This window comes from Diaphorobacter sp. HDW4B (genome assembly GCF_011305535.1).
In the GTDB taxonomy this organism is placed as follows: domain Bacteria; phylum Pseudomonadota; class Gammaproteobacteria; order Burkholderiales; family Burkholderiaceae_C; genus Diaphorobacter_A.
On the sequence record NZ_CP049905.1, the window covers coordinates 3,965,688 to 3,992,388 of the forward strand.

General features: G+C 61.9%; 22 protein-coding genes. 11 read left to right on the forward strand and 11 right to left on the reverse strand.

Annotated elements, in window-relative coordinates:
- Nucleotides 1–94: 94 nt before the first annotated feature.
- Complete coding sequence (gene uraH / locus G7048_RS18085) at nt 95–454, forward strand: hydroxyisourate hydrolase (RefSeq protein ID WP_166069482.1); 360 nt, start codon at nt 95–97, stop codon at nt 452–454.
- A gap of 245 nt (nt 455–699) precedes the next feature.
- Here uraH and G7048_RS18090 read toward each other — a convergent pair whose 3' ends face one another.
- Nucleotides 700–1,182, reverse strand: a complete 483-nt coding sequence (locus G7048_RS18090) for a hypothetical protein (RefSeq protein ID WP_240933344.1) — start codon at nt 1,180–1,182, stop codon at nt 700–702.
- Between the two features lie 228 nt (nt 1,183–1,410).
- On the opposite strand from G7048_RS18090, the gene xdhC reads away from it, so the two are divergent.
- From xdhC to G7048_RS18120, 6 genes are all read left to right on the forward strand, one after another.
- Nucleotides 1,411–2,271 (forward strand): xanthine dehydrogenase accessory protein XdhC, encoded by an 861-nt coding sequence (gene xdhC / locus G7048_RS18095; RefSeq protein ID WP_240933023.1) that lies wholly within the window; start codon nt 1,411–1,413, stop codon nt 2,269–2,271.
- Between the two features lie 203 nt (nt 2,272–2,474).
- Complete coding sequence (locus G7048_RS18100; protein WP_166069483.1) at nt 2,475–3,737, forward strand: urate hydroxylase PuuD; 1,263 nt, start codon at nt 2,475–2,477, stop codon at nt 3,735–3,737.
- A gap of 363 nt (nt 3,738–4,100) precedes the next feature.
- Nucleotides 4,101–5,384: a guanine deaminase gene (gene guaD / locus G7048_RS18105; RefSeq protein ID WP_166069484.1), complete on the forward strand. Its 1,284-nt coding sequence runs from the start codon at nt 4,101–4,103 to the stop codon at nt 5,382–5,384.
- Nucleotides 5,385–5,561: 177 nt separating this feature from the next.
- The gene (gene dcd / locus G7048_RS18110; RefSeq protein ID WP_166069485.1) at nt 5,562–6,128 is read left to right on the forward strand and encodes a dCTP deaminase; all 567 of its coding nucleotides are present in this window, start codon (nt 5,562–5,564) and stop codon (nt 6,126–6,128) included.
- 354 nt (nt 6,129–6,482) lie between these two features.
- On the forward strand, nt 6,483–7,361 hold the full coding sequence (locus G7048_RS18115; RefSeq protein WP_166069486.1) for a neutral zinc metallopeptidase: 879 nt from the start codon (nt 6,483–6,485) through the stop codon (nt 7,359–7,361).
- Nucleotides 7,362–7,475: 114 nt separating this feature from the next.
- Nucleotides 7,476–8,975, forward strand: coding sequence for a DEAD/DEAH box helicase (locus tag G7048_RS18120; protein WP_166069487.1), 1,500 nt, complete (start codon nt 7,476–7,478; stop codon nt 8,973–8,975).
- Between the two features lie 91 nt (nt 8,976–9,066).
- Here G7048_RS18120 and G7048_RS18125 read toward each other — a convergent pair whose 3' ends face one another.
- From G7048_RS18125 to G7048_RS18145, 5 genes are all read right to left on the reverse strand, one after another.
- Nucleotides 9,067–9,360 (reverse strand): antibiotic biosynthesis monooxygenase, encoded by a 294-nt coding sequence (locus tag G7048_RS18125; RefSeq protein WP_166069488.1) that lies wholly within the window; start codon nt 9,358–9,360, stop codon nt 9,067–9,069.
- A complete protein-coding gene (locus tag G7048_RS18130) occupies nt 9,357–11,336 on the reverse strand; it encodes an ATP-binding protein (protein WP_166069489.1) in 1,980 nt (659 codons plus the stop codon). The genes G7048_RS18125 and G7048_RS18130 overlap by 4 nt, the downstream gene beginning before the upstream one ends.
- 18 nt (nt 11,337–11,354) lie before the next feature.
- A complete protein-coding gene (locus tag G7048_RS18135; protein WP_166071043.1) occupies nt 11,355–12,104 on the reverse strand; it encodes a response regulator transcription factor in 750 nt (249 codons plus the stop codon).
- A gap of 171 nt (nt 12,105–12,275) precedes the next feature.
- Complete coding sequence (gene pdxY / locus G7048_RS18140) at nt 12,276–13,166, reverse strand: pyridoxal kinase PdxY (protein WP_166069490.1); 891 nt, start codon at nt 13,164–13,166, stop codon at nt 12,276–12,278.
- 66 nt (nt 13,167–13,232) lie between these two features.
- Complete coding sequence (locus G7048_RS18145; protein ID WP_166069491.1) at nt 13,233–13,694, reverse strand: RidA family protein; 462 nt, start codon at nt 13,692–13,694, stop codon at nt 13,233–13,235.
- 175 nt (nt 13,695–13,869) lie between these two features.
- Here G7048_RS18145 and G7048_RS18150 point away from each other — a divergent pair, with 175 nt between their 5' ends.
- From G7048_RS18150 to G7048_RS18165, 4 genes are all read left to right on the forward strand, one after another.
- A complete protein-coding gene (locus G7048_RS18150; protein ID WP_166069492.1) occupies nt 13,870–16,377 on the forward strand; it encodes a DNA internalization-related competence protein ComEC/Rec2 in 2,508 nt (835 codons plus the stop codon).
- A gap of 88 nt (nt 16,378–16,465) precedes the next feature.
- Nucleotides 16,466–18,031 carry a circularly permuted type 2 ATP-grasp protein gene (locus G7048_RS18155; RefSeq protein WP_166069493.1) on the forward strand — a complete coding sequence of 522 codons (1,566 nt, stop codon included), beginning with the start codon at nt 16,466–16,468 and terminating at the stop codon, nt 18,029–18,031.
- Between the two features lie 15 nt (nt 18,032–18,046).
- On the forward strand, nt 18,047–19,015 hold the full coding sequence (locus G7048_RS18160) for an alpha-E domain-containing protein (protein WP_166069494.1): 969 nt from the start codon (nt 18,047–18,049) through the stop codon (nt 19,013–19,015).
- Between the two features lie 217 nt (nt 19,016–19,232).
- Nucleotides 19,233–20,669: an NAD-dependent succinate-semialdehyde dehydrogenase gene (locus tag G7048_RS18165; RefSeq protein WP_166069495.1), complete on the forward strand. Its 1,437-nt coding sequence runs from the start codon at nt 19,233–19,235 to the stop codon at nt 20,667–20,669.
- A gap of 69 nt (nt 20,670–20,738) precedes the next feature.
- Here the strand turns inward: G7048_RS18165 and G7048_RS18170 are convergent, their stop codons facing one another.
- From G7048_RS18170 to G7048_RS18190, 5 genes are all read right to left on the reverse strand, one after another.
- Nucleotides 20,739–22,295 carry a BLUF domain-containing protein gene (locus G7048_RS18170; RefSeq protein WP_166069496.1) on the reverse strand — a complete coding sequence of 519 codons (1,557 nt, stop codon included), beginning with the start codon at nt 22,293–22,295 and terminating at the stop codon, nt 20,739–20,741.
- Between the two features lie 94 nt (nt 22,296–22,389).
- The gene (locus G7048_RS18175; protein ID WP_166069497.1) at nt 22,390–23,292 is read right to left on the reverse strand and encodes a sulfurtransferase; all 903 of its coding nucleotides are present in this window, start codon (nt 23,290–23,292) and stop codon (nt 22,390–22,392) included.
- A 130-nt stretch (nt 23,293–23,422) separates the two neighbouring features.
- Nucleotides 23,423–24,334, reverse strand: a complete 912-nt coding sequence (locus tag G7048_RS18180; RefSeq protein WP_166069498.1) for a DMT family transporter — start codon at nt 24,332–24,334, stop codon at nt 23,423–23,425.
- Between the two features lie 331 nt (nt 24,335–24,665).
- Nucleotides 24,666–25,070, reverse strand: coding sequence for a lysozyme inhibitor LprI family protein (locus tag G7048_RS18185; RefSeq protein WP_166069500.1), 405 nt, complete (start codon nt 25,068–25,070; stop codon nt 24,666–24,668).
- 285 nt (nt 25,071–25,355) lie between these two features.
- Entirely contained in the window at nt 25,356–26,495 is a 1,140-nt protein-coding gene (locus G7048_RS18190) for an aromatic ring-hydroxylating dioxygenase subunit alpha (RefSeq protein ID WP_166069501.1), read from the reverse strand.
- Between the last annotated feature and the right edge of the window lie 206 nt (nt 26,496–26,701).

The window sequence follows — 26,701 nt, forward strand, 5'->3', positions numbered from 1 at the left end:
ATATTCACTTAGTCTTCAAGTTCACAAAAATTGTATACACTTTTGGTCGACAGAGATATAGTCGTATCCATCCAACGTTTAAGGAGTTATCCCAATGGGCCTGAGTACTCACGTTCTCGACACGATGAATGGCTGCCCGGCTGCGGGCATGAAGGTGGAGCTGTTCGCTACCACTACCGATGGTGGCGGTCAGGCTACCTTGGTGAAGAGTCTGGTGTTGAACCATGACGGGCGTACGGATGCGCCTTTGTTCGATAACTCCACGTTGAAGGTGGGGACTTATCGGTTGACGTTCGATGTGGCTGGTTATTTTTCTGCGCTTGGCGTTGCTTTGCCTGAGCCTAATTTTTTGAACAAGGTGAGTTTGGATTTTGGGGTGGCGCATGTGGATCAGCATTACCACGTGCCTCTGCTCGTTAGTCCTTGGAGTTACTCTACTTATCGGGGGTCGTGATTTTTTGATTCTGCTTCTTGGTTGAGGGCGGGGGCCGGGTCTCGCCCCGGCGGGCGAGTAACTTTTTGCTTGCGCCAAAAAGTCACCAAAAAACGCTTTGAATTCGGGGACACGCGGCAGAACTCAGCTTCACGCCGTAGGCGCTCCGTTCGGGCAACCGCCGCGAGTCAGAATTTTCATAAGAGGAAGGCTCGGCACTTCGCTTCGCTCGTGTCGGGGTATCTCGCGACTGCGCGAGATGCTTGTTACAGCTGGCCTTCGGTCAGCGTGTCCAGTTGGAATTTGCCTGATTTGTCCCATAGCCATGTGTCTGTGTAGACAACGCCGTTCATTTTTGTTGGGGCGGGGTAGGGGGCTGCGGCGCGGACGGTGCGTTCGATTTCTCGGATGACTTCTGGTGCGTGTCTTGGGGCGCGCATCCAGTGCAGGCTTCGTACTTTTCCGTTCTTGTCGATGCTGACTTGCAGCACGCCGATGGCGTAGAGCAAGGGCTGCAGCTTGCCTTTGTAGATGCGCGATGCGTTCTTTTCGTAGAGGTGCTGCGCGGCGTCCTTGCGGTAGGCCTTGGGGGTAGTCGCGTTCGATATCTTTTCGGGTGGCTTGGGTTGGGCCGGTGCGGGGGCTGGTTTGGGCTTGGGTTGCGCGGGTTTGGGTGTTGCCTGAGGTGTCGCTTGCGATGCTGGCTTCTGCGGGACTGGTGCTGCTGGCGTTGTTGCAGCGGAGTGGATGGGCGGGCCGGGCGGGACTGTTTTCTGTGTGGCGGGCTTCGATGTTTCCTTGTATTGGAAATACGCTGCCGCCGCGATGATTGCGCCGAGGATCAGGAGCCATGCAAGACGCTGCGAGCCGGGGCCGCCTGTCGCTAGGAATTTTCTTTTCAAAGTCTCTGCCATGTGCGCGTTCGCTGGTTATGCTTGCCCGACGTCTTTGTTATTGCCATTCCAAGAAAGGTTTGTGTGCCAGCGCTTGTGCAACGCCTGATCAAAGCCCTGCAAGTGGACGCGCCTGCGTGTCTGGTGTCGGTGGAGTCTACCCAAGGCTCGGTGCCGCGTGAGGCGGGGGCGTGGATGGCGGTGCTGCCTGGCTCAGGTGGTGCGCTCGGTCATGTCGTTGGAACGATTGGTGGCGGGCATCTGGAGTTGGAGGCGATTCAGATCGCGCGCAACTTGCTTGTCTTGCCTGAAGCTGCGGATGAACTGCCTGATGAAGAAGGCATGGTGCGGCGTTGGGCGTTGGGGCCCAGCTTGGGGCAGTGCTGTGGCGGGTTGGTGCATCTGCGCTTTGAGTTGGTGCGCGCCGAGCATGCGCAGGCGCTGCAGAAACGGTTGATGCCATCGCTGCATCCGCTCGCCTTGTTCGGTGGCGGGCATGTGGGCGCGGCAATCGTGAATGCGCTCGCGCCGCTGCCGTTTGCGGTGCAGTGGATCGACAGCCGCGACAGCGTGTTTCCCGACGAGGTGCCGATTCAGGTGCGCTGCGAGCATTCCGATCCAGTCGAGGCCGCCGTGCGTGATCTGCCTTCCGGCGCGCGGGTGCTCATCATGAGCTTCAGCCATGCGGAGGATCTGAACATCGTTGCGGCCTGTCTCAAGCGGCAGCGCGAGCAGGGCGATCTGCCGTTTGTGGGGTTGATCGGCAGTGCGACCAAGCGGGCGGTGTTCACGAGTCGGCTGCGTCAGCGCGGGTTTGATGAGCACGAGATCGCGCACATCACCTGCCCGATCGGCGTGCCAGGGATCACAGGCAAGGAGCCCGAGGTGATTGCGGTCGCTGTCGCGGCACAGTTGTTGCAGTCTGTCTATGCCAGTCCGCAATGAGTGCATGAGATTTTGGGGTGAGCAAGGGTAATTCCTATGTCTTGTGCATGGCGGTTGGTGTTGGTTTTGTATACACTTTGTGTCTGCAAAAGTCGGTCGCAGCGGTGCCCAGGTGTCTGGTTCAGTCCAGAACAAACCAAGGTGCGCGGCCAGAATTTTCTGCTCAGAGCGCCCGCAGTGGTGAGCAGGTAAGGTTGAGAGCTATGGAAAGCTACATTCTCGACTGGGCCAACCTGCTGTTGCGCTGGCTCCACGTCATTACCGCCATTGCCTGGGTCGGCTCCTCGTTCTATTTCGTTTTTCTCGACAGCAGCCTCACGCCGCCGGTCGATGAAAGCCTGAAGCGCGATGGCGTCTCGGGCGAGCTCTGGGCCGTGCACGGCGGGGGCTTCTATCACCCGGTCAAGTTCAACGTCTCGCCGCCCAAGCTGCCGGACCACCTGCACTGGTTCTACTGGGAAAGCTACACGACATGGCTGTCGGGCTTTGCGCTGCTGACGGTGTCCTACCTCTGGAACGCGAACATCTATCTGGTCAACCCGGCCAGCCCCAACCCCATGTCCTCCAGCATGGCCATCATGGCGGCGCTGGCGTTCCTCGTGGTGTTCTGGCTGCTGTACGACGGCATCTGCCGCGTGTTCGGCCAGAAGAAAAACGGCGACGGCATTGTGGGCGCCATGGTGCTGGTGCTGGTCTGCATCGCCGCCTTCCTCGCCTGCCACATCTTCCCCGGCCAAGCCGCTTTCCTGCTGATGGGCGCGATGCTCGCGACCTCGATGAGCGCCAACGTGTTCTTCTGGATCATCCCCGGTCAGCGCACCGTCGTGGCCGATTTGAAGGCCGGTCGCCCCGTCGATCCGATCCACGGCAAGCGCGGCAAGCAGCGCTCGGTGCACAACACCTACTTCACGCTGCCCGTGCTGTTCGCCATGCTGTCGAACCACTACGGCTGGCTCTACAACCACGATCTGAACTGGCTCGTGCTGATTCTGATGATGTTCGCAGGCGCAGCCATCCGCCAATTCTTCGTGCTGCGCCACGGCTTCAAGCTCGGTCGCAACAGCCACCCTTGGCCTTACGCGGTGGTCGGCATCCTCGTCATCATCGGCGTGGCCGCGTGGCTCAAGCCTGCACCCAAGGCCGCCGTCGCAGCACCTGCTGCGACCAGCGCTCCAGCAGCCGCAGGCGGCACGGCACCCGTCGCCGCAGCAGCCGGTGTGCCCACCTACAACGAAGTGCACGGCGTGATGGAAAAAGCCTGTGTGGTCTGCCACAGCGCCAAGACCATCGCACAGAAGAACATCTCCTTCGACTCCCCGGAAGAAGTGAAGAGCCACGCGCAACAGATCTACACCCAGGTCGTGCAACTCAAAAAAATGCCCTTCGGCAACCCCGCAGGCCTGACCGACGCCGAGCGCGACATGTTCAAACGCTGGTACGAGGGCGGAGCGCCGACGGCGCCATAACTCCAGGACCCCAGAACCATCAACAGCAAAAAAGGCCGCACGCGGCCTTTTTTGCATTCGGCCACGAGCAACGCGAAGTGCCGAATCACACCTCTTCCAAACTGACTTCCGGCGGTTGTCCGAGCGAAGCGCCTACGGCGCGAAGTCGAGTTCTGCCGGATGACTTCAAAGCGATTTTTGGTGACTTTTTGGCGCAAGCAAAAAGTTACTGCCCAGCCGGGGGCAGTCCCGGCACCCGCCGCCAGCAACATAGCCAGCCCCCAAGCAGCGCCCAAAAACAGAACAGCGAAAATACCGCTTTCTTATGAACACTATGCGCGCACAAACATGTCGCCCGCACCCCCAAGCCCGTAAGCTCCGCCCATGCCCATCTACCGCTCCGCCCTCCTGCGCTTCGACGCCTCCACCGGCAAGGCCATCTACGAAGAAGACGCCCTGCTGGCAACGCAAGCCGACCCCACCGGCGTGCAGCGTGTGGTGGCCGCCGGAAGCTGGAGCGCGCTGAGCGCCCAATACGCAGGTCAGGGTGAGCCCATCACCCATCTCCCAGGCCGCATCATCGCGCCGGGCTTCGTCGACCTGCACATCCACTACCCGCAGACCGACGTGATCGGCTCCCCGGCGGACGGTCTGCTGCCCTGGCTGGAAAACTACACCTTTCCGCACGAGTCGCGCTTTTCCGATCCTGCCTATGCGGGCGATGTGGCGAAGTTCTTTGTCGATGAACTGCTGCGCAATGGCGTGACCACGGCGGTGACTTTCTGCACTTCGCATCCCGGTTCCGTCGATGCGCTGATGACCGAGGCGCAGGCGCGCCGCATGCGCATCATTGCGGGCAAGGTGCTGCAGGATCGGCATTCTCCCGATGGCGTGCGCGACGAGACAGAGCAGTCGCTGATCGACACCGAAACGCTGATCAACCGTTGGCACGGCAAAGACCGGCTGGGCTACGCGATCACGCCGCGTTTTGCACCGACCAGCACCGATGCGCAATTGCGCGGTGCGGGCGAGCTGGCGGCCAAGTACCGCGATGTGTGGATCCAGTCGCATGTGGCTGAAAATCTGGACGAGATCCGCTGGGTGCGTGAGCTGTTTCCCGCCGCGCGCAGCTATCTTGCGGTGTACGACGATTTTGGCCTGATGCGCGAGCGTGCGATCTACGCGCACTGCATCCATTTCGACGACCATGATCGCGCGCTGATGCGGGATCGCGGCACAGCGGCGGCGGTCAGTCCGACGAGCAATCTGTTTTTGTCGAGCGGGTATTTCGATTTTCTGAAGGCTGACGAGGCAGGTTTCCAGTACGGCCTGGCCAGCGATGTGGGCGGCGGCACGAGCTTCAGCCCGTTCCACACCATGCTGGCGGCGTACTACGTGGGGCGCGAAGGCCATGCCAAGCAGGGGCAGTCACTCAAGCCGCAGGCGCTGTGGTGGCAGCACACGGCGGGCGCTGCCAAGGCGGCGGGGCTTGATGGGGTGGTCGGCAATCTGCAGCCGGGTTGCGAGGCCGACTTTGTGGTGCTCAACCCGCAGGCCACGCCGCTGATCGCGCGCCGTACCTCGCAGGCGCGCAATCTGGACGAGCTGCTGTTTGCGATGATCGTGCTGGGCGACGACCGCTTGATCGAGCGCACGGTGATTGCCTGAAGCACGGGTCGCTGGTCCGGCCAATTGGGGGCGTCGTCAGCGACGGACGCTTTTGCGGTGAAAATATCCGGTTGGGCGCGCCCCTCGGGCATTCGATGCGCTATATTTTTTGGTAGTGCGACGCCGTCGGTTCGGCGGCGACACTGCATGCAAACCGTTGTGACTGGAGAAACTGGGATGTCCATCAAGAGCGATAAGTGGATCCGCCGTATGGCTGAGCAAGAAGGCATGATCGAGCCGTTCGAGCCCGGACAGGTCCGCCAGGTGGATGGCCGCAAGATCATCAGCTACGGCACCAGCAGCTACGGCTACGACATCCGCTGCGCGCCTGAATTCAAGGTGTTCACCAACATCCACAGCACGGTGGTCGATCCCAAGAACTTCGACGAAAAGAGCTTTGTCGATTTCCACGGCGACTCCTGCATCATTCCGCCCAACAGTTTTGCGCTGGCCCGCACGGTGGAGTATTTCCGCATTCCACGCAATGTGCTGACGATCTGCCTCGGCAAGAGCACCTATGCGCGCTGCGGCATCATCGTGAACGTCACGCCGTTCGAGCCCGAGTGGGAAGGCTATGTGACGCTGGAGTTCAGCAACACGACGCCGCTGCCAGCACGCATCTATGCGGGCGAGGGCTGCGCGCAGGTGTTGTTCTTCGAGAGCGATGAAGTCTGCGAAGTGAGCTACAAAGACCGAGGCGGCAAGTACCAAGGCCAAGTCGGCGTGACCTTGCCCAAGGCCTGATCTTTTTTCTGGGTTCGCTGGTCGTTTTGGGGTGTCAATACTGCCCTTCATGCGTCGTTGTGAAAGCCTTGCCGTACGAGAGTACTGATCTGCGGCTTCACGCCTAGCCTGAGGGGCTGTCTTGGCATTGTGGTGGGTGTTCGTATGCCCGCTGCGCTGCCTGGGCTCGCTCCGGCTGCGGAAACCTTGATTTGCGGGCATGTCCTACTGCGGGGTGGCGCAAAATATTGTCAACTGCGGTACTGAGATTGGCGTTTTCTTGATGCTGCGGCTATTTGCCGGGCGCGTCGGGCTTTCTCGGCGTAACATCCTGCACCCGCGACAGTGCGCGCAGTTCAAACCGGAGATACGACAATGAGATGGGAAGGCAACCGCGAATCGAGCAATGTGGAAGACCGTCGCGATGGTGGCGGTGGTGGAGGCGGCGGCATGATCGGTGGCCGCTCCATCGGCATTGGCACGGTGGTGATCGCCCTGATCGGCTGGGGCGTTTTCGGCATTAATCCGCTGGCGACCATCGGCATGTTGTCGGGTGGTGGTCAGCCACAGGTCCAGCAGCAGCAAGGTCCGGCCAAGGCACCTCCGTCGAGTGATCAGGGGGCGAAGTTCGTCTCCACCGTGCTGGCTTCGACCGAGGACGTCTGGACCAAGATTTTCCAGCAGGGCGGTGCGCAGTACCGTGAACCCAAGCTGGTGCTGTTCCGTGGCGCGGTGCCGACCGCCTGCGGTACCGGCCAGTCGGCCATGGGCCCGTTCTACTGCCCGGGTGACCAGAAGGTGTATCTCGACATGGGCTTTTTCGACACCATGAGCCGCCAGCTCGGCGCTCCCGGTGAATTCGCCCGTGCCTACGTGGTCGCTCACGAAGTCGGCCACCATGTGCAGACCCTGCTGGGCACGACCGAAAAGGTCGACAGCATGCGCGGCCGCGTGAGCCAGCGCGATCAGAATGCGCTGTCCGTGCGTCTGGAGCTGCAAGCTGACTGCTACGCAGGCATCTGGGCCAATCATTCGCAGCAGGCCAAGAACTGGCTGGATCAGAGCGACATCGAGTCGGCCATCAACGCGGCCCAATCGATCGGCGACGACAAGCTGCAGCGCGAGCAGACGGGCACGGTCCGTCCTGACGGGTTCACCCATGGCTCCAGCGCGCAACGCGTGCGCTGGTTCACCACCGGCCTCAAGACGGGCAGCGTCCAGTCTTGCGATACCTTCAACACACAGTCCTTGTGATCGTGACTTTGGATGCGAAAAACAGGTGTTCCACAGGCCTCTTGCCAGAGAATTGGCAGGGCTTGGCATGTGGAAAACCCGTGATTTGCGCCAAAGTGCGACAATAGAGGCTTAATGACACAAGCCTATTCTTCCCTCGCGCTTGCAGAACCGCTCAAGCGTGCCGTAGCCGACATGGGTTACGAGTTCATGACGCCCATTCAGGAGCAGGCGATCCCTGTCGTCCTGGCGGGGCAGGACGTGATGGGTGCCGCCCAGACCGGCACCGGCAAGACGGCAGCTTTCTCGCTGCCGCTGCTCCAGCGTCTCATGAAGCATGAAACCAGCTCGGTTTCTCCGGCCCGCCACCCGGTGCGTGCGCTGGTGCTTCTGCCTACCCGCGAGCTGGCCGATCAGGTGGCGCAGCAGATTGCGATGTACGCCAAGTACACCAAGCTGCGCAGCACCGTGGTCTTCGGCGGCATGGACATGAAGCCTCAGACCCTCGAGCTCAAGAAGGGCGTCGAGGTGCTGGTGGCAACGCCAGGCCGTCTGCTGGACCACATCGAAGCCAAGAACGTGGTGCTCAACCAGGTCGAATACGTGGTGCTCGACGAAGCGGACCGCATGCTCGACATCGGCTTTCTGCCCGATCTGCAGCGCATCCTGTCGCACCTTCCCAAGACCCGCACCACGCTGCTGTTCTCGGCCACGTTCTCGCCGGAAATCAAGCGTCTGGCAAGCAGCTATCTGCAGAACCCGATCACCATCGAAGTGGCCCGTCCGAACGAGACGGCTTCCACGGTGGAGCAGCGCTTCTACTCGTCCACCGACGACGACAAGCGCCGCGCCATCAAGCAGGTGCTCAAGGACCGCAACATCAACCAGGCGTTCATCTTCGTGAACAGCAAGCTCGGTTGTGCGCGTCTGACCCGTGCTCTCGAGCGCGACGGCCTCAAGGCCGCAGCCCTGCACGGCGACAAGAGCCAGGACGAACGCCTGAAGGCCCTCGAAGCCTTCAAGAGCGGCGAAGTGAATCTGCTGTGCTGCACCGACGTGGCCGCGCGCGGTCTGGACATCAAGGATGTGCCTGCCGTGTTCAACTTCGACGTGCCGTTCAACGCCGAAGACTACGTGCACCGTATCGGCCGCACGGGCCGCGCCGGCGCATCCGGCATCGCCGTGACGCTGGTGACATCGCACGACACCCGCTTGGTGACCGACATCGAAAAGCTCATCAAGAAAAAGATCGAAGTGGAAGCGCTGGAGCTCGATGACGAGCGCCCACGTGGCCGCTTCAACGACGGCCGTCGCGCCTGGGGTGGTGAAGAGGGTGACTCGCGTCCATCGTCTTCGTCGTCCTCCGGTTCGTCGTCCTCATCCTCGCGCGGCTACCGCAGCGAAGGCCACAGCCATGGCCGCGATCGTGATCGCGACAGCTACCGCCGCGCTCCGGTGTCCAAGGACCCGTTCTTCGACAAGCCTTACGAGGAAGGCGCAGCCAAGTCCGAACCTGCCAGCTGGGAAGCCGCCAAGGTCCAACCTGTGCGTGGCGTGTCGGCCAACATCAAGTCCAAGCGCAAGGTGGCGGCGCTGTTCAGGCCTGCGGTTGCACCGGTCGCCGAGGTGCAATAAGCGACGACGCTGCTCAAGCGTGCATGGTCATGAGAAGTGGCTGACGGGGAGCACTCCCGGCCAGCCCTTCTCGAAAATCAAAACCTGAAGTTCAAGCCACGGCCATGAAGTGCTCCACCACAGGCGGCGCAGCAAAGAACGGCCCCACAATCGCACGCCACTCACCAAACGCTGGCGATCCTCGGAAATCGACTGTGTGGTTTTCCAGCGTTTCCCATTGGATCTGCAGCAGATAGCGCTCTGGCGTTTCGATCGAGTGCTTGATGGTGTGGCCTTGGTAGCCTTTGGCCTTGGCGATCACGGTGGTGACGCCGCGTGTGATGGCTTCTTCAAAAGCGGCTTGCTGGCCGGGCTGGATGCGGATGTCGACGACTTCCAGGATCATGATGTTCTGTCTTCCTTGTTGACTGGGTTGGTGAACATCGCATTCTGGCATTGAAGCGGCAGGTCCACGCGCACGACGGTTCCGTGGCCGGGGCTGGATTCGATGGACAGGCTGCCGCCGATGCGGCGGGCGCGTTCGGCCATGCTGCGCATGCCGACACCGAGGCCGCTGGAATCCTGCGCGGCGGAAACGTCGAAGCCTGCGCCGTCGTCTTCGATCTGAAGGACCATGAGGTGCGGCCCGGTCTGGTGGCACCACACGCGGATGGTGGATGCGCGGCTGTGCTTGATGGCGTTGGTCAGTGCCTCTTCCAGAATGCGCGAGAGGCCGAGGCATTGCAGGGCGCTGGGGCGTATCTCGGTGCTGTGCCAGACGGGGTCGCTGTGCCATTCCCAGGCGATGGTCAGCTCGTCAAGAATGCGGGTGAAGCGATAGCGCAGCGGGGCCATCCAGAGTTCGGGCGTCTCCGGTACGGTGGCTCCGACGCTGGAGCCGTAGTCGATCATCTGCCGCAGGTCGTCGCGCAGCATTTTCAGGAGCGACAGCATGCGCTCGTGGGCTAGCGGCTGTTGGCTGCGTTGGGCGCGTTCGACCACTGCGATGCTGCGCACGAGACTGCCGCCCAGGCTGTCGTGCAGGTCATGGGCAAGCTGCACGCGCTCCTGCAGACGGGTGCGTTCGAGCTTTTGCGAGTGTTCGCGTTCCAGCGCGTGGGCCAGTTCGTTTCGGGCATCGTCCACGCGTTGTTCGAGTTCGGCATTGAACTGTTCGACCTTGCGCATGCTGGCGGCCAGACGCCCGCCCAGCATCAACGCGATCAGGGCCGTGGTGAGAAAAATCGTGAACGGCACCCAGGCCTCCTGCTCGGCTTCTATCTGGAATGCATACCTCGAGTCGTGTATGCCGACGATCAGGTAGATGGCCCAGTACAAGGCGGTGAGAATGTTCTTGGTCTGCCTGCTGCGCCATGCATGCCATTGGATCTGGAGACAGGTGCCAAAGAAGATCAATGCGCAGGTCATCGCGAACAGTTTGGAGGTCGCATCCCAATAAGCCCGGGGGACCAGCACGATGACGAGGGCCGAGAGTGCACTCATGCACCACAGCAGGCGCTCGACGCGCGGCAGGCGTTGTCCGGTGAAGCGGAAGCTGAAGATGTTGAACAGCACGATGTACAGCAGCACCGCCACAAGGTTCAGGCGCGCCATGCGGATCGAGCTTTCGAATGTCTCGGTGCCGTGCACGAGGATCGGCCAGATGGGCCACGGTGCTGACGCGAGAACGGTGCTCAGGTAGAACGACCATGCGAAGGACATCAGCGCGAACCAGCCATAGATGTGTTCGCCTCGGCGCATCAGCCAGATCACGAGGAAGATGCAACCCAGCGCTGCGGACAACGCGTTGGACATCAGAAACGCAGTGCCTCGTCGCCAATCGAGTTCGTCGTATTGCCGGCGCATGGCTTCGACGGCGCCGAGTTGCATGACGTCAAGACCCGGTGTCAGCTCGGCCAGGCCGACCACGCGCACCCAGACGGTGTTGATGCCGGGCTTCAGCGCCGATGCGGGGACTGCCCACCAATGCGGCGTGTTCCAGCCATGCGTGATGGGGTCGGTGAGCGAGGCGTCGCGCCAGAGCAGGTTGTCATTGAGGTGGAACTCGCCCGCCATGAAGATGCGCGGAAAGCCGATGCCGACGGGTTCCTGAGCCGCATCACTGTCGCTTGGGCACTGCCGCTCCCAGTCGATGCGGTACCAGACCGTGCCGGTATGTTCCGGCCAGCGCTGGTTCCAGAAGTCGGGAAGTTGAACCGGCACCCAGCCTTCGGTGGGGCGAGCGTCATGGGGAATGGTGGCCTTGGCCGCCAGTGTGGACAGAACGTTGTACGTGCACAGGTCTCGCGGAGCTTTTGCCAGCACGGGCATGCCCCACAGCGCAAGCAGCAGCCACGGCAGCAACTTTCGCAAAAGTGACATGCGGCCCGCGTGCTCCACTCAACCCAGCAGATCGCGGCGCGTGAGGGCGGTGTGCACGGCCATGGCGCGGGTGTTCACGCAGAGCTTGCGGTAGATGCGCTTCACATGCGTTTCGACGGTGTAGTACGACAGATGCAGGCGCTCGGCGATTTCGCGGTTGGACAGGCCGTTGGCCACCATCTTCAGGATTTCTCGTTCGCGCTTGGTCAGCGGTTCGCCTGCCGTTGGAGGAGCGCCCGGCTCGGGTGCTTCTTCGTGCGCCACGCTGATCGCGGGGGCAGGCGTGGAGGTGTCCACGGCGATGGTCGGTGGTGCTGAACTGGGGGTGTCCGGCAGCAGTTCCAGAATGCGCCTTGCGATGAACGGATCGATGGGGGCGCCTCCGCGCAGCGCGCTGCGGATTGAGAGCATGACCTCGAAATCGTCGCGTTCCTTGAGCACGTAGCCGGTGGCACCGGCGCGCAGCGCGCCCAGAATGTCGTCCTCCGAACTCCATGCCGTCACCACCAGAATGCCCAGAGTCGGGTCCTGCATGCGCAGCTCGCCGATGAGTTCGCGGCCGTTGCCGTCGGGCAGCACCAGATCGACGAGCGCCATGGCCACGGGCTGGTTGGCCACCGTGGCGCGGGCTTCGCTCAGCGTGGATGCGAAGAGCAGCGCGTCCGGCGTGTAGCCCAGCTGCAGCAGCACTTCGCGCAGGCGTTGCTGGAATTCGGGTTGGTCCTCGACCACCAGCACCGGTGTCGGCAGCGTGGAGCCGGGATCCATGCGAGGGCCGATGGGTCGGGGCAGCGGGTCGGTCGGCTCGGAGTCAGCAGCAGCGGGCATTGTCGGCGTTGTGTTGGGGCTGGGAGACTGTGAGCATCGCTGGTATTGCAGGCGCGTGGAATCCCGTGAATCAGGTATTTTGGAGCGTCTGCCTTGGCAGGCACCGCTCGTTCACGCCGTGACGGGCTTGGCCGAAAACTGCTCGCTGGGGTTGATGATCTGATCGCGGCAGGCGACGAGCGGCAGGTCGCGCTCGCCGGACTGCGTACGCTGGACCAGCGCGTAGAGCGTGCTCACGGCGCTGGAGACGGCCACGGGCGCGGTATTGCCCTGAATCAGATGGCCGAGCAGCACGGACGAGAACACGTCGCCCATGCCGTTGGGCAGCGGCTGCAGATCGATGAAGGGCGTTTGCACCAGCCATGCGTCGTTGGCGGTGACGGCCAGCGTGGCGAGGCTGTCATTGGGCAGGTCGCCGGTGCGCAGGCTGGTGATGACGATGAGCGCCGATTTGGCGTCGTGCATGTGCGTGAGCATGGCGCGCGCAGCCTTGATGGCTGCATCGACCGTGGTGAGTGGTTCACCGCCGCACAGCAGCTCGAATTCGTAATGGTTGGGCGTGATCACGCTTGCCATCGAGAGGGCGCGCTTGCGCAGGAATTCAGGGATGCCGGGACGCACGAAGATGCCGCGGCCCACGTCACCCATCACCGGGTCGCACAGGTAATGCGCCTTGGGATGCGCGGCGCGCACTTCCTGCACGGCCGAGAGAATTTCCTCGCCCACACCGGCATCGCCCAGATAGCCCGAAAGCACCGCCACGCAGCGCGAGAGCACGCCGCGTGCGCGCAGGCCGTCGAGCACATCGGCGATATGCGCAGGCGTGAACACCTGCCCCTTGAACTCACCATAACCCGTGTGGTTGGAGAACTGCACGGTGTGCACGGCGACGGGCTGGATGCCGAGCATCTGCAGCGGCAGCATGGCCGCGTCGTTGCCCACATGGCCGTAGGCGACGTGCGATTGGATGGTGAGAACGAGAGGGGTTTGGGGTGTGGACATGGTCTGTCGATTCTGCTCCTCTCCCATGGTCGAGAGAGGAGGCGGGGCATGGTTGCGTCGGCTGAATCAGTCGGCCAGTTCGGCGATCAGTTCGATTTCCACGCAGGCACCCAGCGGGATCTGCGCGACGCCGAAGGCGCTGCGTGCGTGCGCGCCCTTTTCGGGGCCGAAGACCTGGGCCATCAGCTCGCTGGCACCGTTGGTGACGATGTGCTGTTCGGTGAAGTCGCCGGTGGAGTTCACCAGGCTCATCAGCTTGACGATGCGCTTGATGCGGTTGAGGTCGCCCGTCGCAGCATGCAGCGTGCCCAGCAGATCGACGGCCACGGCGCGTGCGGCCTGCTTGCCTTCATCGGTGGTCACGTTCTTGCCGAGCTGACCGGCCCAGACGGCACCGTCCTTGCGCGCGATATGGCCGGAGAGGAACACCAGCTTGCCGGTCTGCACGAACGGCACATAGGCAGCCGCAGGCGTGGCCACGGGAGGCAGGGTGATGTTGAGTTCCTTGAGTTTGTCGTAAACGCTCATGTCGGCAGTCCTGTGAGTAAGGGTTGGGTCAACGGAGGAAGGCCGGGTGTGCCTTCCAAGGGGAAACGTCAATGTTACAGAGTCGCGAGCACAGTTTCAGGAAAGACCGTGGAACGGCCCGCGATTGGATGGTTGGATCAAGGCGCGGCACCAGCCGCATACCTAGCATCGACGCATGCCTGATCGCATCGGATTTACCCATCGACGCCCATGGCTTGGCACGGCCCTGTTGCTGGGCGTTCTGCTCGGCACGGCCTTGCAGTTGCAGCAGCGGAGCCTGTGGGACTGTGCCACCTACCAGACCTGTGTGCTGATCGGGATGGCGCTTGGTAGTTGTGCCTTCGTCGGTCACCGAATGCGGTGGGGAAGGGCTGTGTTGCTGTGCGCGGCGGCGGCCTTGGTGACCTTTGCGCAGATCGGTTGGCGCAGCACGGCGTTTGCCGAACAGGCTTTGAACTCGAACCTCGAAGGGCGCGATTTGCGGATCGAAGGCACGATTGCCGCAATGCCGCAAGTGCGTGAAAACGGCGTCCGGTTTCGCATGAACGTCGACTCCGCAATGCTGGATGGAGAGGCCGTTCGCGTGCCTGAATTGCTTGATCTGAGCTGGTATGCGCAGGGACTGTTCGCGGGCGACGACGCGGCGTCCGGCAGCGAGATTCCAAGGCTGATCGCAGGTCAGCGCTGGACTATGGACGTGCGCCTGAAAGCGCCGCACGGTGCGGCCAATCCGTTGGGGTTCGACTACGAACTCTGGATGTGGGAGCAGGGCGTGCAGGCCACGGGCTATGTGCGTTCGCGCGTCCAGCCACGGTTGCTGGAATCGACATGGGCGCATCCCGTGGAGCGCTTGCGGCAGCAGGTGCGCGATGCGATTGTGGATCGGCTGGTGGTTCGCTCGGCAGAGAGTGGCGATGCGTCGCGCATGCGTGCTGCGGGTGTGGTGGCGGCGCTGGTGACAGGCGATCAGCGCGCGATCGATCGCAAGGACTGGGATGTGTTTCGCATCACTGGCGTGGCGCATCTGGTGAGCATTTCGGGTTTGCATATCACGATGTTTGCGTGGCTGGCCGGGGCCGTCATCGGATGGGCGTGGCGGCGATCTTCGCGTCTGTGTCTGATGCTGCCAGCGCAACTGGTGAGCATGTTCGGTGGTGTTTTGCTGGCGGCTGCCTATGCGCTTTTCAGTGGCTGGGGTGTGCCTGCGCAGCGCACGATTTTCATGCTCGCGGTGGTGGCTTGGCTGCGTGCAGGCGGCAGGCGTTGGCCTTGGCCGCATGTGTGGTTGCTGGCCTGTGCGCTGGTATTGCTGTGGGACCCGTGGGCGATGCTGCAGGCGGGTTTCTGGCTGAGCTTTGTGGCCGTGGGGATTCTGTTTGCAAGCCATCTTTCCATGCCTGCGCACGCGGCGCCGAACGCGTCGTCGGGATGGCCAAGCCGCTGGATGGCGTTTGGCAAACAGCATGTGATGGCGCTGCTCCAGCAGCAGGGTGTTGTGACGTTGGCGGTTGCGCCGCTGACCTTGCTGCTGTTCGGGCAGATGTCGGTCGTCGGCTTGGTGGCCAATCTGCTGGCGATTCCCTGGGTGACGCTGGTGATCTTGCCCGTGGCGTTTCTTGGCATTGCGTGGAATGCCTTGTGGGATGTGGCTTTGTGGACCGTGCAGTGCTTTGCCTTCGTGCTGCAATGGTGCGCTGCCTTGCCGCTTGCTCAGCTCTCGCTTCCGGTGGCCCCGCTGTGGGCGGGTGTGCTGGCGGTCTGCGGTGGAATCTGGTTGGCGCTGCGCCTGCCGTGGCGCGTTCGCGCGATGGCCTTGCCCTGTCTTTTGCCCGCTTTGTGGTGGACTCCGGAGCGACCCGCGCAAGGACTTGTCGAACTGCTGGCCATCGATGTGGGGCAAGGCCAGGCCGTGCTGGTGCGCACGGCGCATCACAGTCTGCTGTATGACGCGGGGCCGCTGTATTCGGCTGACTCCGATGCGGGCGAGCGCGTGGTCGTTCCACTGCTCAAGGCCACGGGCGAGCGGCTCGACATGCTGCTGCTCAGCCATCGCGATGCCGACCACACGGGCGGCGCATCCGCCGTGCTGGCCGATCAGCCACAGGCCGTGCTGATGGCCTCGGTGGAGGGTGATCACCGGCTCTGGCAGGGAAGGCCGTTCAATCCCTGCATGGCGGGCCATTCATGGCGCTGGGATGGGGTTCGGTTCGAGGTGCTGCATCCGCTGGCAGAAACGGTGCGGGAATGGGTGGATGGACATGCCCCAATGCTCAAGTCCAACGCCATGAGTTGCGTGCTGAAAATCACCGATGCGCAGGGTGTGGTCGCGCTGCTGGTGGGCGATATCGAACAGGCGCAGGAACGCGAGCTGCTGGCGCGCAATGCGCTGGGGCCGGTGAGTTATCTGCTCGTGCCCCATCACGGAAGCAAGACCTCGTCGAGCGCGGCTTTTCTGGATGCGCTCACTCCGCAGGTCGCCGTGGTGCAGTCCGGTTATCGCAATCGCTTCGGTCATCCGGCAAGCGACGTGGTGGCGCGGTATCAGGCGCTGGGGATTCATTGGGTGAGCACTCCGGCATGTGGCGCCGTGCGCTGGCGTTCCGCGCAATCGACGACGTTGGAGTGCGAACGCGAACGATCACGGCGCTATTGGCAGCATTTGGATACAACTACGCGCGATTAACTAGGGATAGCGTGAATGGCCGGGACATGGAATCGGCGAAAAAACAGGCCCGCAACTTGCTATCCTGTGTCCTCAGGAGGCCTTCTTTATGCACCGGTTTGATGAAATGTACGAAACGCTTCCTATCGCGGCAGGTGCCGAGCGCGAGCACTACAAGCGCTACGCGCAGTGGCTTGCCCGGCAACCCGACAGCGCCATGCAGGCGCGTCGCGCGGAAGCAGAGATGATCTTTCGACGTGTCGGCATCACCTTCGCGGTGTACGGCGCAAAGGACGAGGACGGTTCGGGCACCGAACGTCTGATTCCCTTCGATCTGATTCCCCGCATCATTCCTTCGCACGAGTGGCAGCGCATGCGCCAGGGGCTGGAGCAGCGGGTCACGGCGCTCAATCGCTTCATCCACGACGTCTACCACGGGCAGGACATCATCCGCGCGGGCCTGGTGCCGAGCGAGCTGATCAACCACAACGCGCAGTTCCGCCCTGAAATGGTGCAGGTTGATGTGCCCAACAATGTGTACGCCAACATTGCGGGCATCGACATCGTGCGTGCACCGGATTCGAGCGGCAACGGCGTCTACTACGTGCTTGAAGACAATCTGCGCGTGCCGTCCGGCGTGTCGTACATGCTCGAAAACCGCAAGATGATGATGCGGCTTTTCCCCGAGCTGTTCGCCATGCACAAGGTCGCGCCGGTCGCGCATTACCCCGACATGCTGCTGGACACTCTGCGTGCGAGCGCGCCGTCCAACAGCGCCGAGCCCACGGTGGTGGTGCTCACGCCCGGCATGTACAACAGCGCCTACTTCGAGCACGCCTTTCTTGCACAGCAAATGGGCGTGGAGCTGGTCGAGGGGCAGGATCTGGTCGTCAAGGACAAGTTCGTCTACCTGCGCACCACGCGCGGGCTGCAGCGTGTCGATGTGATCTACCGCCGCGTCGATGACGACTTTCTCGATCCCAAGGTGTTCCGCCCCACGTCGACGCTGGGTTGCGCCGGGCTCATGGACGCGTATCGCGCGGGCAATGTGGCGATCTGCAATGCGGTCGGCACTGGCATCGCGGACGACAAGTCGGTCTACCCGTATGTGCCCGAGATGATCCGCTTCTATCTGGGTGAAGAGCCGATTCTCGCGAACGTGCCCACTTGGCTGTGCCGCAAGCCCGATGATCTCAAGTACGTGCTCGCGCATCTGCATGAACTGGTGGTCAAGGAGGTGCACGGTGCAGGTGGCTACGGCATGCTGATCGGGCCTGCCGCCACCAAGGCCGAGATCGAGGAGTTCCGCGCCGTGCTCGTCGCCAATCCGGCGGGCTACATAGCGCAACCCACGCTCTCGCTGTCGAGCTGCCCAACGTATGTGAACTCCGGCATTGCGCCGCGCCACATCGATCTGCGGCCGTTCGTGCTCTCGGGCAAGCGGGTGCAGATTGCGGCGGGTGGACTCACGCGCGTCGCGCTCAAGGAAGGCTCGTTGGTGGTCAACTCGTCGCAGGGCGGTGGCACCAAGGACACCTGGGTGCTCAATCCGGAGGACAGCCCTGCGGGCACCGGCGCCGGATCGTCGTCGCAGAGCCAAGGTCAAGGCCAAGTGCAAGGGCAGAGACAGATGCAGTCGCAGCTCGATGCATCACAAAACCAATTCAATTCTTGAGCAAGGGAGCCTGACATGCTGAGTCGAACCGCTGACCATCTGTTCTGGATGTCCCGCTACACCGAGCGTGCTGAAAGCACCGCGCGCATGCTCAACGTGAACTACGAAACCTCGCTGCTGCCGCAGTCCGCCAGCAAGGCGCAGGAGGGCTGGCGCGGCCTGCTGTCCATCAGCGAGCTGATTCCTGCCTACACCGCGCGCTACGGCGAGATCGAGCAGGGCAAGGTACTCACCTTCATGGTGCACGACGAGAACAATCCCTCGTCGATCTACTCGTGCCTGCACGCCGCCCGCGAAAATGCGCGGGCCGTGCGCGGCGCGCTCACCACCGAAGTCTGGGAAACGCAGAACCAGACCTGGCTGGCGCTGCACAAGCATCTGCGCGATGGAGCCTTCGAGCGCGATCCGGGCCAGTTCTTCGAATGGGTCAAGTACCGCTCGCACCTTTCGCGCGGTGTGACGTTGGGCACCATGCTGCATGACGAGGCCTACCGCTTCATTCGTCTGGGCACGTCGCTTGAGCGCTCGGACAACACCGCGCGTTTGCTCGACGTGAAGTTCCACGCCGTGCCAACGGACTTTCACGGCAGCGTGCGCGATCCCAAGCGCGCAACGCCCGAGTTCGATTTCTATCACTGGAGTGCCATCTTGCGCAGCGTCTCGGCCTTCGAGATCTACCGCAAGGTCTATCGTGACGTGATCACGCCCGAGCGCGTGGCCGAACTGCTCATGCTGCGCGCCGACATGCCGCGCTCGCTGCATTCCAACATGAAGCAGGTGGTGGAAAACCTGGCCGCTGTCTCCAACGAGCATTCGGGCGAGACCCAGCGCAAGGCCGGTCGCTTGCTGGCCGATCTGAGCTATGGCCGCATCGAGGAAATCCTTGCGACCGGCCTGCATGCCTATCTCACGCAGTTCCTCGACCGGGTGAGCGAGCTGGGTTCGCGCATCAGCCGCGACTTCCTGGTGCCGGTGCATCACTGACGCGGAATGACCAAGCGCTGAGCGCTGGGTGATCTTTCGGGGGCTTGATCAGCCCCCGATTCTTTTGATGGCCTCGGCCATTTTTTCCGTTCGTTCCAATTTCTGAAACGTGGATTCAGCATGGACAAGCCATCTGCCCTATATTGGTGGGTTGTGAGTCGCGCGTGGCGCACACGTGCTTTTCCTACGTCAGTCCAATTCAATCCAGGAGCATCTGATGAGCTACCCCAATACCCAACTTTTCATTGACGGCCAATGGCGCGATGCGGCGGATGGCAAGACGCTGGGCGTGTTCAACCCTTCCACCGGCAAAGAAATCGGCCGTGTGGCCCATGCGAACAAGGCGGATCTGGATGCCGCGCTGGCTTCCGCACAAAAGGGTTTTGAAGTCTGGCGCGATGTGCCCGCCATCGAGCGCGCCAAGACCATGCGCCGCGCGGCTGCGCTGATGCGCGAGCGTGCCGATGCGATCGGCGCCATCCTCACGCAGGAACAGGGCAAGCCGGTGGCTGAAGCGCGAGGCGAGGCCATGGCTGCTGCCGACATCATCGAATGGTTTGCCGACGAAGGCATGCGCGTGTATGGCCGCATCGTGCCGTCGCGCAATCTGGCGGTGCGCCAACTGGTGGTGAAGGATCCGGTCGGCGTGGTCGCCGCATTCACGCCGTGGAATTTCCCGATCAACCAGGTGGTGCGCAAGCTGGGCGCGGCGCTGGCTGCGGGCTGCGCGGTGATCGTGAAGGCGCCGGAAGAAACCCCGGCCAGCCCGGCCGAGCTGATTCGCGCGTTTGCCGATGCCGGCATTCCTGTGGGAACCATCAATCTGGTCTACGGCAATCCGGCCGAGATTTCGAGTTACCTGATTCCGCACCCCATCGTGCGCAAGGTCACGTTCACGGGTTCGACGCCTGTGGGCAAGCAACTGGCGGGCATCGCCGGTCAGCACATGAAGCGCGTGACCATGGAACTGGGCGGTCATGCTCCCGTGATCGTCTGCGACGACGCCGACATCGCTCTGGCCGTGAAGTGCACGGCTGGTGCCAAGTTCCGCAATGCCGGTCAGGTCTGCATCTCGCCCACACGTTTCCTCGTGCATGAAGACGTGCGTGCGGACTTCGTCGCCGCGCTCACCAAGTATGCGCAGGGTCTGAAGGTGGGTGATGGTCTGGCCGAAGGCACGCAGATGGGCCCGCTGGCCAACCCGCGCCGCTTGACCGCCATGGCCGAATTCATGGCCGACGCCGTGCAAAGCGGTGCCGAAGTGACCACCGGCGGCGCTCGCATTGGCGATTCCGGCAACTTCTACGCGCCCACCATCCTGAACAACGTGCCCACCACGGCACGCATCTTCAACGATGAACCGTTCGGCCCGGTAGCCGCCGTGCAGGGCTTCACCGACCTGAACGCCGCCATCAAGGAGGCCAACCGCCTGGCCTTTGGTCTGGCCGGATATGCCTTCACCAAGTCGCTGAAGAACGCGCACCTGCTGTCGCAGCGCGTGGAAGTCGGCATGCTGTGGGTGAACCAGCCCGCCACGCCGTCCGCTGAGCTGCCATTCGGCGGCATCAAGGATTCGGGCTACGGCTCCGAAGGCGGCCCGGAAGCGCTCGAGGCCTGCCTGAACACACGTGCGATCTCGATCACCAACGTCTGATCACTCGCCTGCGTGAAAATGAAAAAAGGACCTGCGGGTCCTTTTTTCTTGGTGGCTGCGAGCCTGCTTTCAGTCCATCAGATCGTCAAGAATCAACCGGCGCAGTGTGGCCAGCGGCAGATCGTCAAGGCGCGCGAACAGGTACAGCACCAGCGTCGAATCCAGCGGATGCGGCACCATGATTTCGTGGTGCTCGGAGAAGGTGGAAATCATCTCGCGCATCTGTCCTCGTTTGGCGAGAAGGTCGAGATCGGCGGTGACGGTCTCTGCCACGATCTTGAGGGCCTTGGCTTCGGGCGCGTTGTCGGTGCGGGCCGCGAAGTCATGCGCGCGCATGTCCAGCCAACCGGCCCAGGCCGTGGGGCTGAGGCCGTACATCAGGCGATCCAGCATGTCTTTGAGAGCCGGGCCAGACAGGTCGACGGAGCGCTCGGGGAAGGCAGGCGCTTCGGCTTTGGATTTCTTGCCGGACTTGGTGGCGGGTGGCGGGGCGGGCGTCAGTTCGGGCAGGAGCGCTGGTTCTGGCACGGGCTCGGGCACAGGTTCGGACGCGGGTTCAGCTGTCAGCGACGCGATGACGGTGGGTGGTTGGGACTCTGTGAATTCTTCCGGTTCGAGCGCCAGATCGACTTCGGTGACTGGCGCTGATGCTTCCACGGTTTCCTCGGCCTTGGCGCCCTTGCGCAGCGGGCGGACGATGGACAGAAGCTGTTCGTGAATCGCTTTCCAGGTAGGTCCGCCCATGAGTACCGAGCCTCTTGTTTCTGTGGACTGCAAACCGGCGTTGCTCACCATCTCGTGCAGCATGTCGGAGAGCCCGGTGTTGCCCCCCGGAGTGACGAACAGCACACGCGGCTTGCAGCGCTGCACTACGGGATGGGCGAGGGCGCGGGCCACGAATTCGGTGTCCGTGCCCTGACCGCTGCGGCGCATCAGGAAGACCATCAGTTCGATCTTCTCGAGCAGCGGCTGCGACAGCGTGGAGGCCAGCAGCCCCTCGCTGATGCCGACGATGCGCACGGGGCCGGCAGAATCGCCCACCACGTCGGCGTAGTCGAGCGGATAGCTGTCCGCATCCTTGCCGGTGTTGGAGACCTTGAGCGCACAGGCCTGGGTGCCAAAGCGCTCCGAGAGGTGGCTGAAGATCGGGTTGAACCACAGCACCGAGTTGCTGAAGATGGCGACCTGCCGCACGGGCTGGTTGTGGACGACTGCTTTGCTCGAACGGTTGGGCGTGAGGAAGTAGCGGAACGGATCGGCCGCATCGCCCGGATCGTCGTCCAGAAACCGCTTGGTTTCCGCGAGGCGTTGCGCTGCATCGGCCCGGTGCTTGGAGCCGTGCGAGATCACGACGTTCCATTGTTGATATTGGCGTTGCGTGATCTGCCGCTCGAACAGGATCGTCGGAGACTCCTGATCCCAGAACGCGGCAATCCGAGCCACCAGGCTTTGCACCACAGCGTCATCTCCCTCCAACACGTGAAGGAAATAGCCGTCCGAGATGGTAAGCAGACCGGTGAGTTCGTTGCGTCGCGCGAACTCTTCGCTGGCAGCCAACAGGCTGTCGGTGGGTAGGGCTACCTTGCCTTGGCGTGCGGCCTTACCGAAATAGCAGACTACTTGCATGGATATTCAATCGGATCACACAAAAGTACCGCAATTATCTTTGCGTTACGCAAAGATACACCTAAAACAGCCTGTAATTGTGAATTTCCAATCGTTAATTTGTTTCGACTGGTCGATTTGGATTGCTGCACCAATCACTCCAACTGCCCGCATATAGCGCGGTTCGGCCCAATCCGGCGACTTCCATTGCAATCAAATTGGGCAAAGCACTTACACCGCTTCCACATTGATGGACCACCCCGGCGATGTCATGTCCGAGCAACAGGGCATCAAATTCCTGACGCAATTGAGCCGCAGGTTTGAATTTGCCGTCCGCCCCCATATTGGTCGCAAATGGCCGATTCAGAGCACCGGGAATATGTCCAGCCACGGGATCGAGTGGCTCCACTTCGCCGCGATAACGGGCTGGGGCGCGGGCATCGATCACGGTTTGGTCAGGATTATCGATATTTTTCAAAACCTCATCGGCATTCACCAGACGGACCAGAGTTGGCTTGAGTTCAAAGTTGAATTGAAAGTGGGTGACTGCTTCGCCTGATTCCACAGATTCCCCAGCCGCCTGCCAAGCCTGCAGTCCCCCGTCGAGCACGGCAACGGCTTCATGACCGGCCCATTTCAGCATCCACCACAGGCGTCCGCAGTAATTGGCACCGTTGCGGTCATATACGACGGCCTGCATGTCATTGGCAAACCCGATTTCACTTAACCACATGGTAAAACGTTCGAGATTGGGCAGCGGATGGCGTCCACCGGACGCTGGTTTGTCCGCATCGTCGGCGAAGAGGATTTTCCCGTTGCTGCTGGGGCTGCCATGTTTGGCGCTCAGGTTTTTGTCCAGATCGGCGTGGATGGCTCCCGGAATATGGGATTCGAGATATTGCGATTTTCCCAAAGCCGGGTTGGCCAGATCGAAGCTGCAATCGAACACCATGAACGGTGCGCCGCTGGCGATGAGGCTTTGCAGTTCGGGGACTTGGATGAGGGTTGTGTATGTCATAGGGGCTCGTTTGAATCTGTACACACCATTTGCATGGAGTCTCTTGTCGCGAAGGCTGATCCTGCGTCAGGGAAACATACATCGCATGCCTGTCCGCATTCTGACGGAATCGTCAGCGCGCTTGAAGAACTCACCGTTCCTCACTCGGCGCATCGGGCGCGTTGCGTGATCGCAGAATGGTGGCGGCGATGCCGCTGGCGATGATGAGGAACATGCCGACCCAGCCCATCAGCGGGATCTTGTCGCCGAAGAACACCATGCCCGAGATCGCGCCGAAGATGATGCCGGAGTACTGCAGATTGGCCACCACCAGCGTCTCGCGCGAGTTCTTGGCCTGGGCGTAGGCCTTGGTCAGGCACAGTTGGGCGATGGAGGCCGTCACGCCGATGGGCAGCAGCCAGAGCGTTTGCCAGCCCGACCACGGCGAGATGCCAGTGACCAGCGTGGCTACGCCGCCCGCGAGTGCGGAACCGGTGGCGAAATAGAACACGGTGCGGGTTTCGGGCTCGCCGATGCGCGAGAGCGCGACCACCTGCATGTAGGCGAATGCGGCAGCCATGCCCGACATGAGACCGAGCATGCCGGCAAAGGCCTGGTCCTGATTGAAGTTGGGCCGCAGCATGAGAATCACCCCCGCAAAGCCCACGATGATGGTGGCGACCAGCGAGCCCTGCAGCGGTGGCTTGGGTGTGGCGGGCGAGGGCCGCCATGTCCAGAGCGCTGCGCCTACGAGGAATACCGCTACCCAGACGCTGCTCATGTAGTTCAGCGTCATCGCGGTGGCAAGCGGCAAATGCGCGATGGCGTAGAACCACGCGCCGAGTGATGTCACGCCGATCAGGCTGCGCCACGCATGCATGCCGGGATACTTCGTCTTGAGCGAGATGCCTTGGTGGCGCGCGAGCCAGACCATCATGATCATGCCGATCAGCCCGCGATAGAACACCATTTCGGCGGGGCTGAAGTACGGTGATGCGGCCTTGATGCACACGCCCATGCTGGCAAAGAAAAAGGCTGCCAGGACCATCCAGAGCGCGTGCATGAGTGACTTCCGATTCCAGAAACTTCGATGTTGAGGACTGCAGTCACTGGCGCGCTCGAGATGGCGCGAGTGAGTGCGAACCTCCGCAGTTTAAAGTGATATGAGTCGCTTGGAGTCGCTCGCCGCGAGCGGTGCCGCGTCTGCTGCGGCGCTGGCGCGTCGCTCCAGCCCAGACTCAGCACCTTGTCATGGTATTGCGCGATGGCCTCATCGCGATCCGCGCAGGCCTGATTGCGACCGGAGTCGAGGAGATTCCGGCTCAGTTTCGACGGCGTGCGCGAACTGCTGCAGGGCAATGACGGCGCAAAGGACCGAGGCGAAAAAGAAATGCTCAGCGCAGCGTTTCGATGGTCGCGTGCAAATCCTTGGCGCGCTGCAGATCAAGCGCCGTAGTGCACAGCATTTCGCGGTCGGGCGCGGACTTCTTGCCGGTCGCCGCCTGTGCCTGAAACGAGCACTGCGCCTTGCGATACTGCCGGTACTTGGCATTCGCCTGCGTCAGATGCTGACGCGCAGAAGTCTTTGAATTGTGCAACTCGCGCTGAATCGTGGAAGCCAGCAGCTTCTCTGCCGATTCCAACTCCTTGGTCGCCGCAGCCGACTGCTCCTTGATGCACGCACGCATGCTGTCATGACTGAGCCGCGAGTAGCAGTTGTTCTCTGCAGAAGGATCGCGTTGAGCGGCAGTCGCCAACGGAAGAAGTGTGGCGCAAACCAGCAGGAGCGAGCGAAGCATATGAGGAGAAATCGTACGGCAACCCAAAATGCCGCGTTCGCAGGATGGATAGAAAAGAGGACTTAAGAACGAGAAAAATGCGAGGGGTGGACTTCAAAACAGCGGGCCCAAGCAGCGATAACCGTGCCGCGATCAACCACCCCAACGCCAAGACAGCCCCTCAGGCGCGACGCGAAGCCGCAGACAGTACTCTCGTACGGCAAGGCTTCGCAACAAAGCATGAGGGGCTGTATTGGCGCCTCAAAACGAATGACTAATCGAAGCCAAAGGCTTCGTAGAACCAAATCATTTAGAAGACAAGGAGTCACCCATCTTGGCTCGGTACCACTCGTGGAAATGCTGCATGCCATCTTCCATGGGGCTTTGGTAAGGTCCTACCTCGTTGTCACCGCGTTCGTAGAGCGCCTTGCGCCCCGCATCCATGCGTTCGCCGATCTCGTCATCTTCGATGGCCGTTTCCATGTACGCAGCCTTCTGCGCAGCCACGAACTCGGGCTCGAATGCGACGATTTCTTCGGGGTAGTAGAACTCCACCACGTTCATCGTCTTGTTCACGCTGACCGGATGCAGTGTGGACACGGTCAGCACATGCGGATACCACTCCACCATGATGTGCGGGTAGTAGGTCAGCCAGATCGCGCCGCGCTCGGGCAGCTTGCCTTCGCGGTAGCTGAGCAGCACGTCGTGCCAGGTTTTGTAGACCTCGGAGCCCGGCTTGCCGAACGTGGGCGCAACGCCGACGGTCTGCACGGAATACTCCTTGGCGAACTCCCACTTCAGGTCGTCGCAGGTCACGAAATTGCCCAAGCCCGGATGGAACGGACCGACGTGGTAGTCCTCCAGATAGACCTCGATGAAGGTCTTCCAGTTGTAGTTGCACTCGTGCATCTCGACATGGCTGAGCACGAAGCCGTCAAAGCTCAGTTCGGACAGCGGGCCCATTCCGGCCAGATCGGCCCGGATGTCGCGACCATTGCCTTCGAACAGCAGACCGTTCCATTCCTGGAGCTGGTAGTTGTTGAGGTTCAAGCAGGGGTCGTGCGAGAAATGGGGCGCGCCCAGCAACTCACCGCTGGGGCTGTAGGTCCAGCGGTGCAGCGGGCAGACGATGTTGCCGCCTGCATGCCCCTTGTCGTGGCCCTGCAGCGAGCCACGGCCCTTGAGCATGATGGCCTGCCGATGGCGGCAGACATTCGAGATGAGCTCGACCTGCCCCTGAGCGTTGCGCACGAGCGCGCGACCTTCGCCTTCTTGCGGAAGAGCGTAGTAATCACCCGGGTTGGGTACGGCGAGTTGGTGCCCCACATAGCGGGGACCTTGCTGGAAGATGGTCTCCAGCTCGCGCTTGAAGAGCGCCTCGTCAAAATAAGTGGAAACTGGAAGTTGGCTTGCGGCCTGCTGCAGTTGAAGACTTAAATCAGACATGAAGGACCTGACCTAAAGACTCCCCACAGGGAGGGTGCGCGTGCGACGCACAAACTAAAAAAACGAAACCGGCCCAAGGAATACCCCAAGCCGGTTCGTGACTGGAATGGGATTATAGATGGTGGGGTTATTCCCGGAGGCCCCGTAAGTGTTTTGCCCTGTTGTGGAGCGTCGGGGCCTGTGGCGGGCTCGCCCGGCCTAACCTG

What these genes read in the sequence shown, in the direction of transcription:
- dcd (WP_166069485.1), top strand. Translation starts at nt 5,562, where the DNA reads ATGTCCATCAAGAGCGATAAGTGGATCCGCCGTATGGCTGAGCAAGAA.
- G7048_RS18125 (WP_166069488.1), bottom strand. Translation starts at nt 9,360, where the DNA reads ATGATCCTGGAAGTCGTCGACATCCGCATCCAGCCCGGCCAGCAAGCC.
- G7048_RS18150 (WP_166069492.1), top strand. Translation starts at nt 13,870, where the DNA reads ATGCCTGATCGCATCGGATTTACCCATCGACGCCCATGGCTTGGCACG.
- G7048_RS18185 (WP_166069500.1), bottom strand. Translation starts at nt 25,070, where the DNA reads ATGCTTCGCTCGCTCCTGCTGGTTTGCGCCACACTTCTTCCGTTGGCG.
- G7048_RS18120 (WP_166069487.1), top strand. Translation starts at nt 7,476, where the DNA reads ATGACACAAGCCTATTCTTCCCTCGCGCTTGCAGAACCGCTCAAGCGT.
- G7048_RS18165 (WP_166069495.1), top strand. Translation starts at nt 19,233, where the DNA reads ATGAGCTACCCCAATACCCAACTTTTCATTGACGGCCAATGGCGCGAT.
- uraH (WP_166069482.1), top strand. Translation starts at nt 95, where the DNA reads ATGGGCCTGAGTACTCACGTTCTCGACACGATGAATGGCTGCCCGGCT.
- G7048_RS18135 (WP_166071043.1), bottom strand. Translation starts at nt 12,104, where the DNA reads ATGGATCCCGGCTCCACGCTGCCGACACCGGTGCTGGTGGTCGAGGAC.
- G7048_RS18190 (WP_166069501.1), bottom strand. Translation starts at nt 26,495, where the DNA reads ATGTCTGATTTAAGTCTTCAACTGCAGCAGGCCGCAAGCCAACTTCCA.
- G7048_RS18145 (WP_166069491.1), bottom strand. Translation starts at nt 13,694, where the DNA reads ATGAGCGTTTACGACAAACTCAAGGAACTCAACATCACCCTGCCTCCC.
- G7048_RS18180 (WP_166069498.1), bottom strand. Translation starts at nt 24,334, where the DNA reads ATGCACGCGCTCTGGATGGTCCTGGCAGCCTTTTTCTTTGCCAGCATG.
- G7048_RS18170 (WP_166069496.1), bottom strand. Translation starts at nt 22,295, where the DNA reads ATGCAAGTAGTCTGCTATTTCGGTAAGGCCGCACGCCAAGGCAAGGTA.
- G7048_RS18100 (WP_166069483.1), top strand. Translation starts at nt 2,475, where the DNA reads ATGGAAAGCTACATTCTCGACTGGGCCAACCTGCTGTTGCGCTGGCTC.
- guaD (WP_166069484.1), top strand. Translation starts at nt 4,101, where the DNA reads ATGCCCATCTACCGCTCCGCCCTCCTGCGCTTCGACGCCTCCACCGGC.
- G7048_RS18155 (WP_166069493.1), top strand. Translation starts at nt 16,466, where the DNA reads ATGCACCGGTTTGATGAAATGTACGAAACGCTTCCTATCGCGGCAGGT.
- G7048_RS18175 (WP_166069497.1), bottom strand. Translation starts at nt 23,292, where the DNA reads ATGACATACACAACCCTCATCCAAGTCCCCGAACTGCAAAGCCTCATC.
- G7048_RS18115 (WP_166069486.1), top strand. Translation starts at nt 6,483, where the DNA reads ATGAGATGGGAAGGCAACCGCGAATCGAGCAATGTGGAAGACCGTCGC.
- G7048_RS18130 (WP_166069489.1), bottom strand. Translation starts at nt 11,336, where the DNA reads ATGTCACTTTTGCGAAAGTTGCTGCCGTGGCTGCTGCTTGCGCTGTGG.
- pdxY (WP_166069490.1), bottom strand. Translation starts at nt 13,166, where the DNA reads ATGTCCACACCCCAAACCCCTCTCGTTCTCACCATCCAATCGCACGTC.
- G7048_RS18160 (WP_166069494.1), top strand. Translation starts at nt 18,047, where the DNA reads ATGCTGAGTCGAACCGCTGACCATCTGTTCTGGATGTCCCGCTACACC.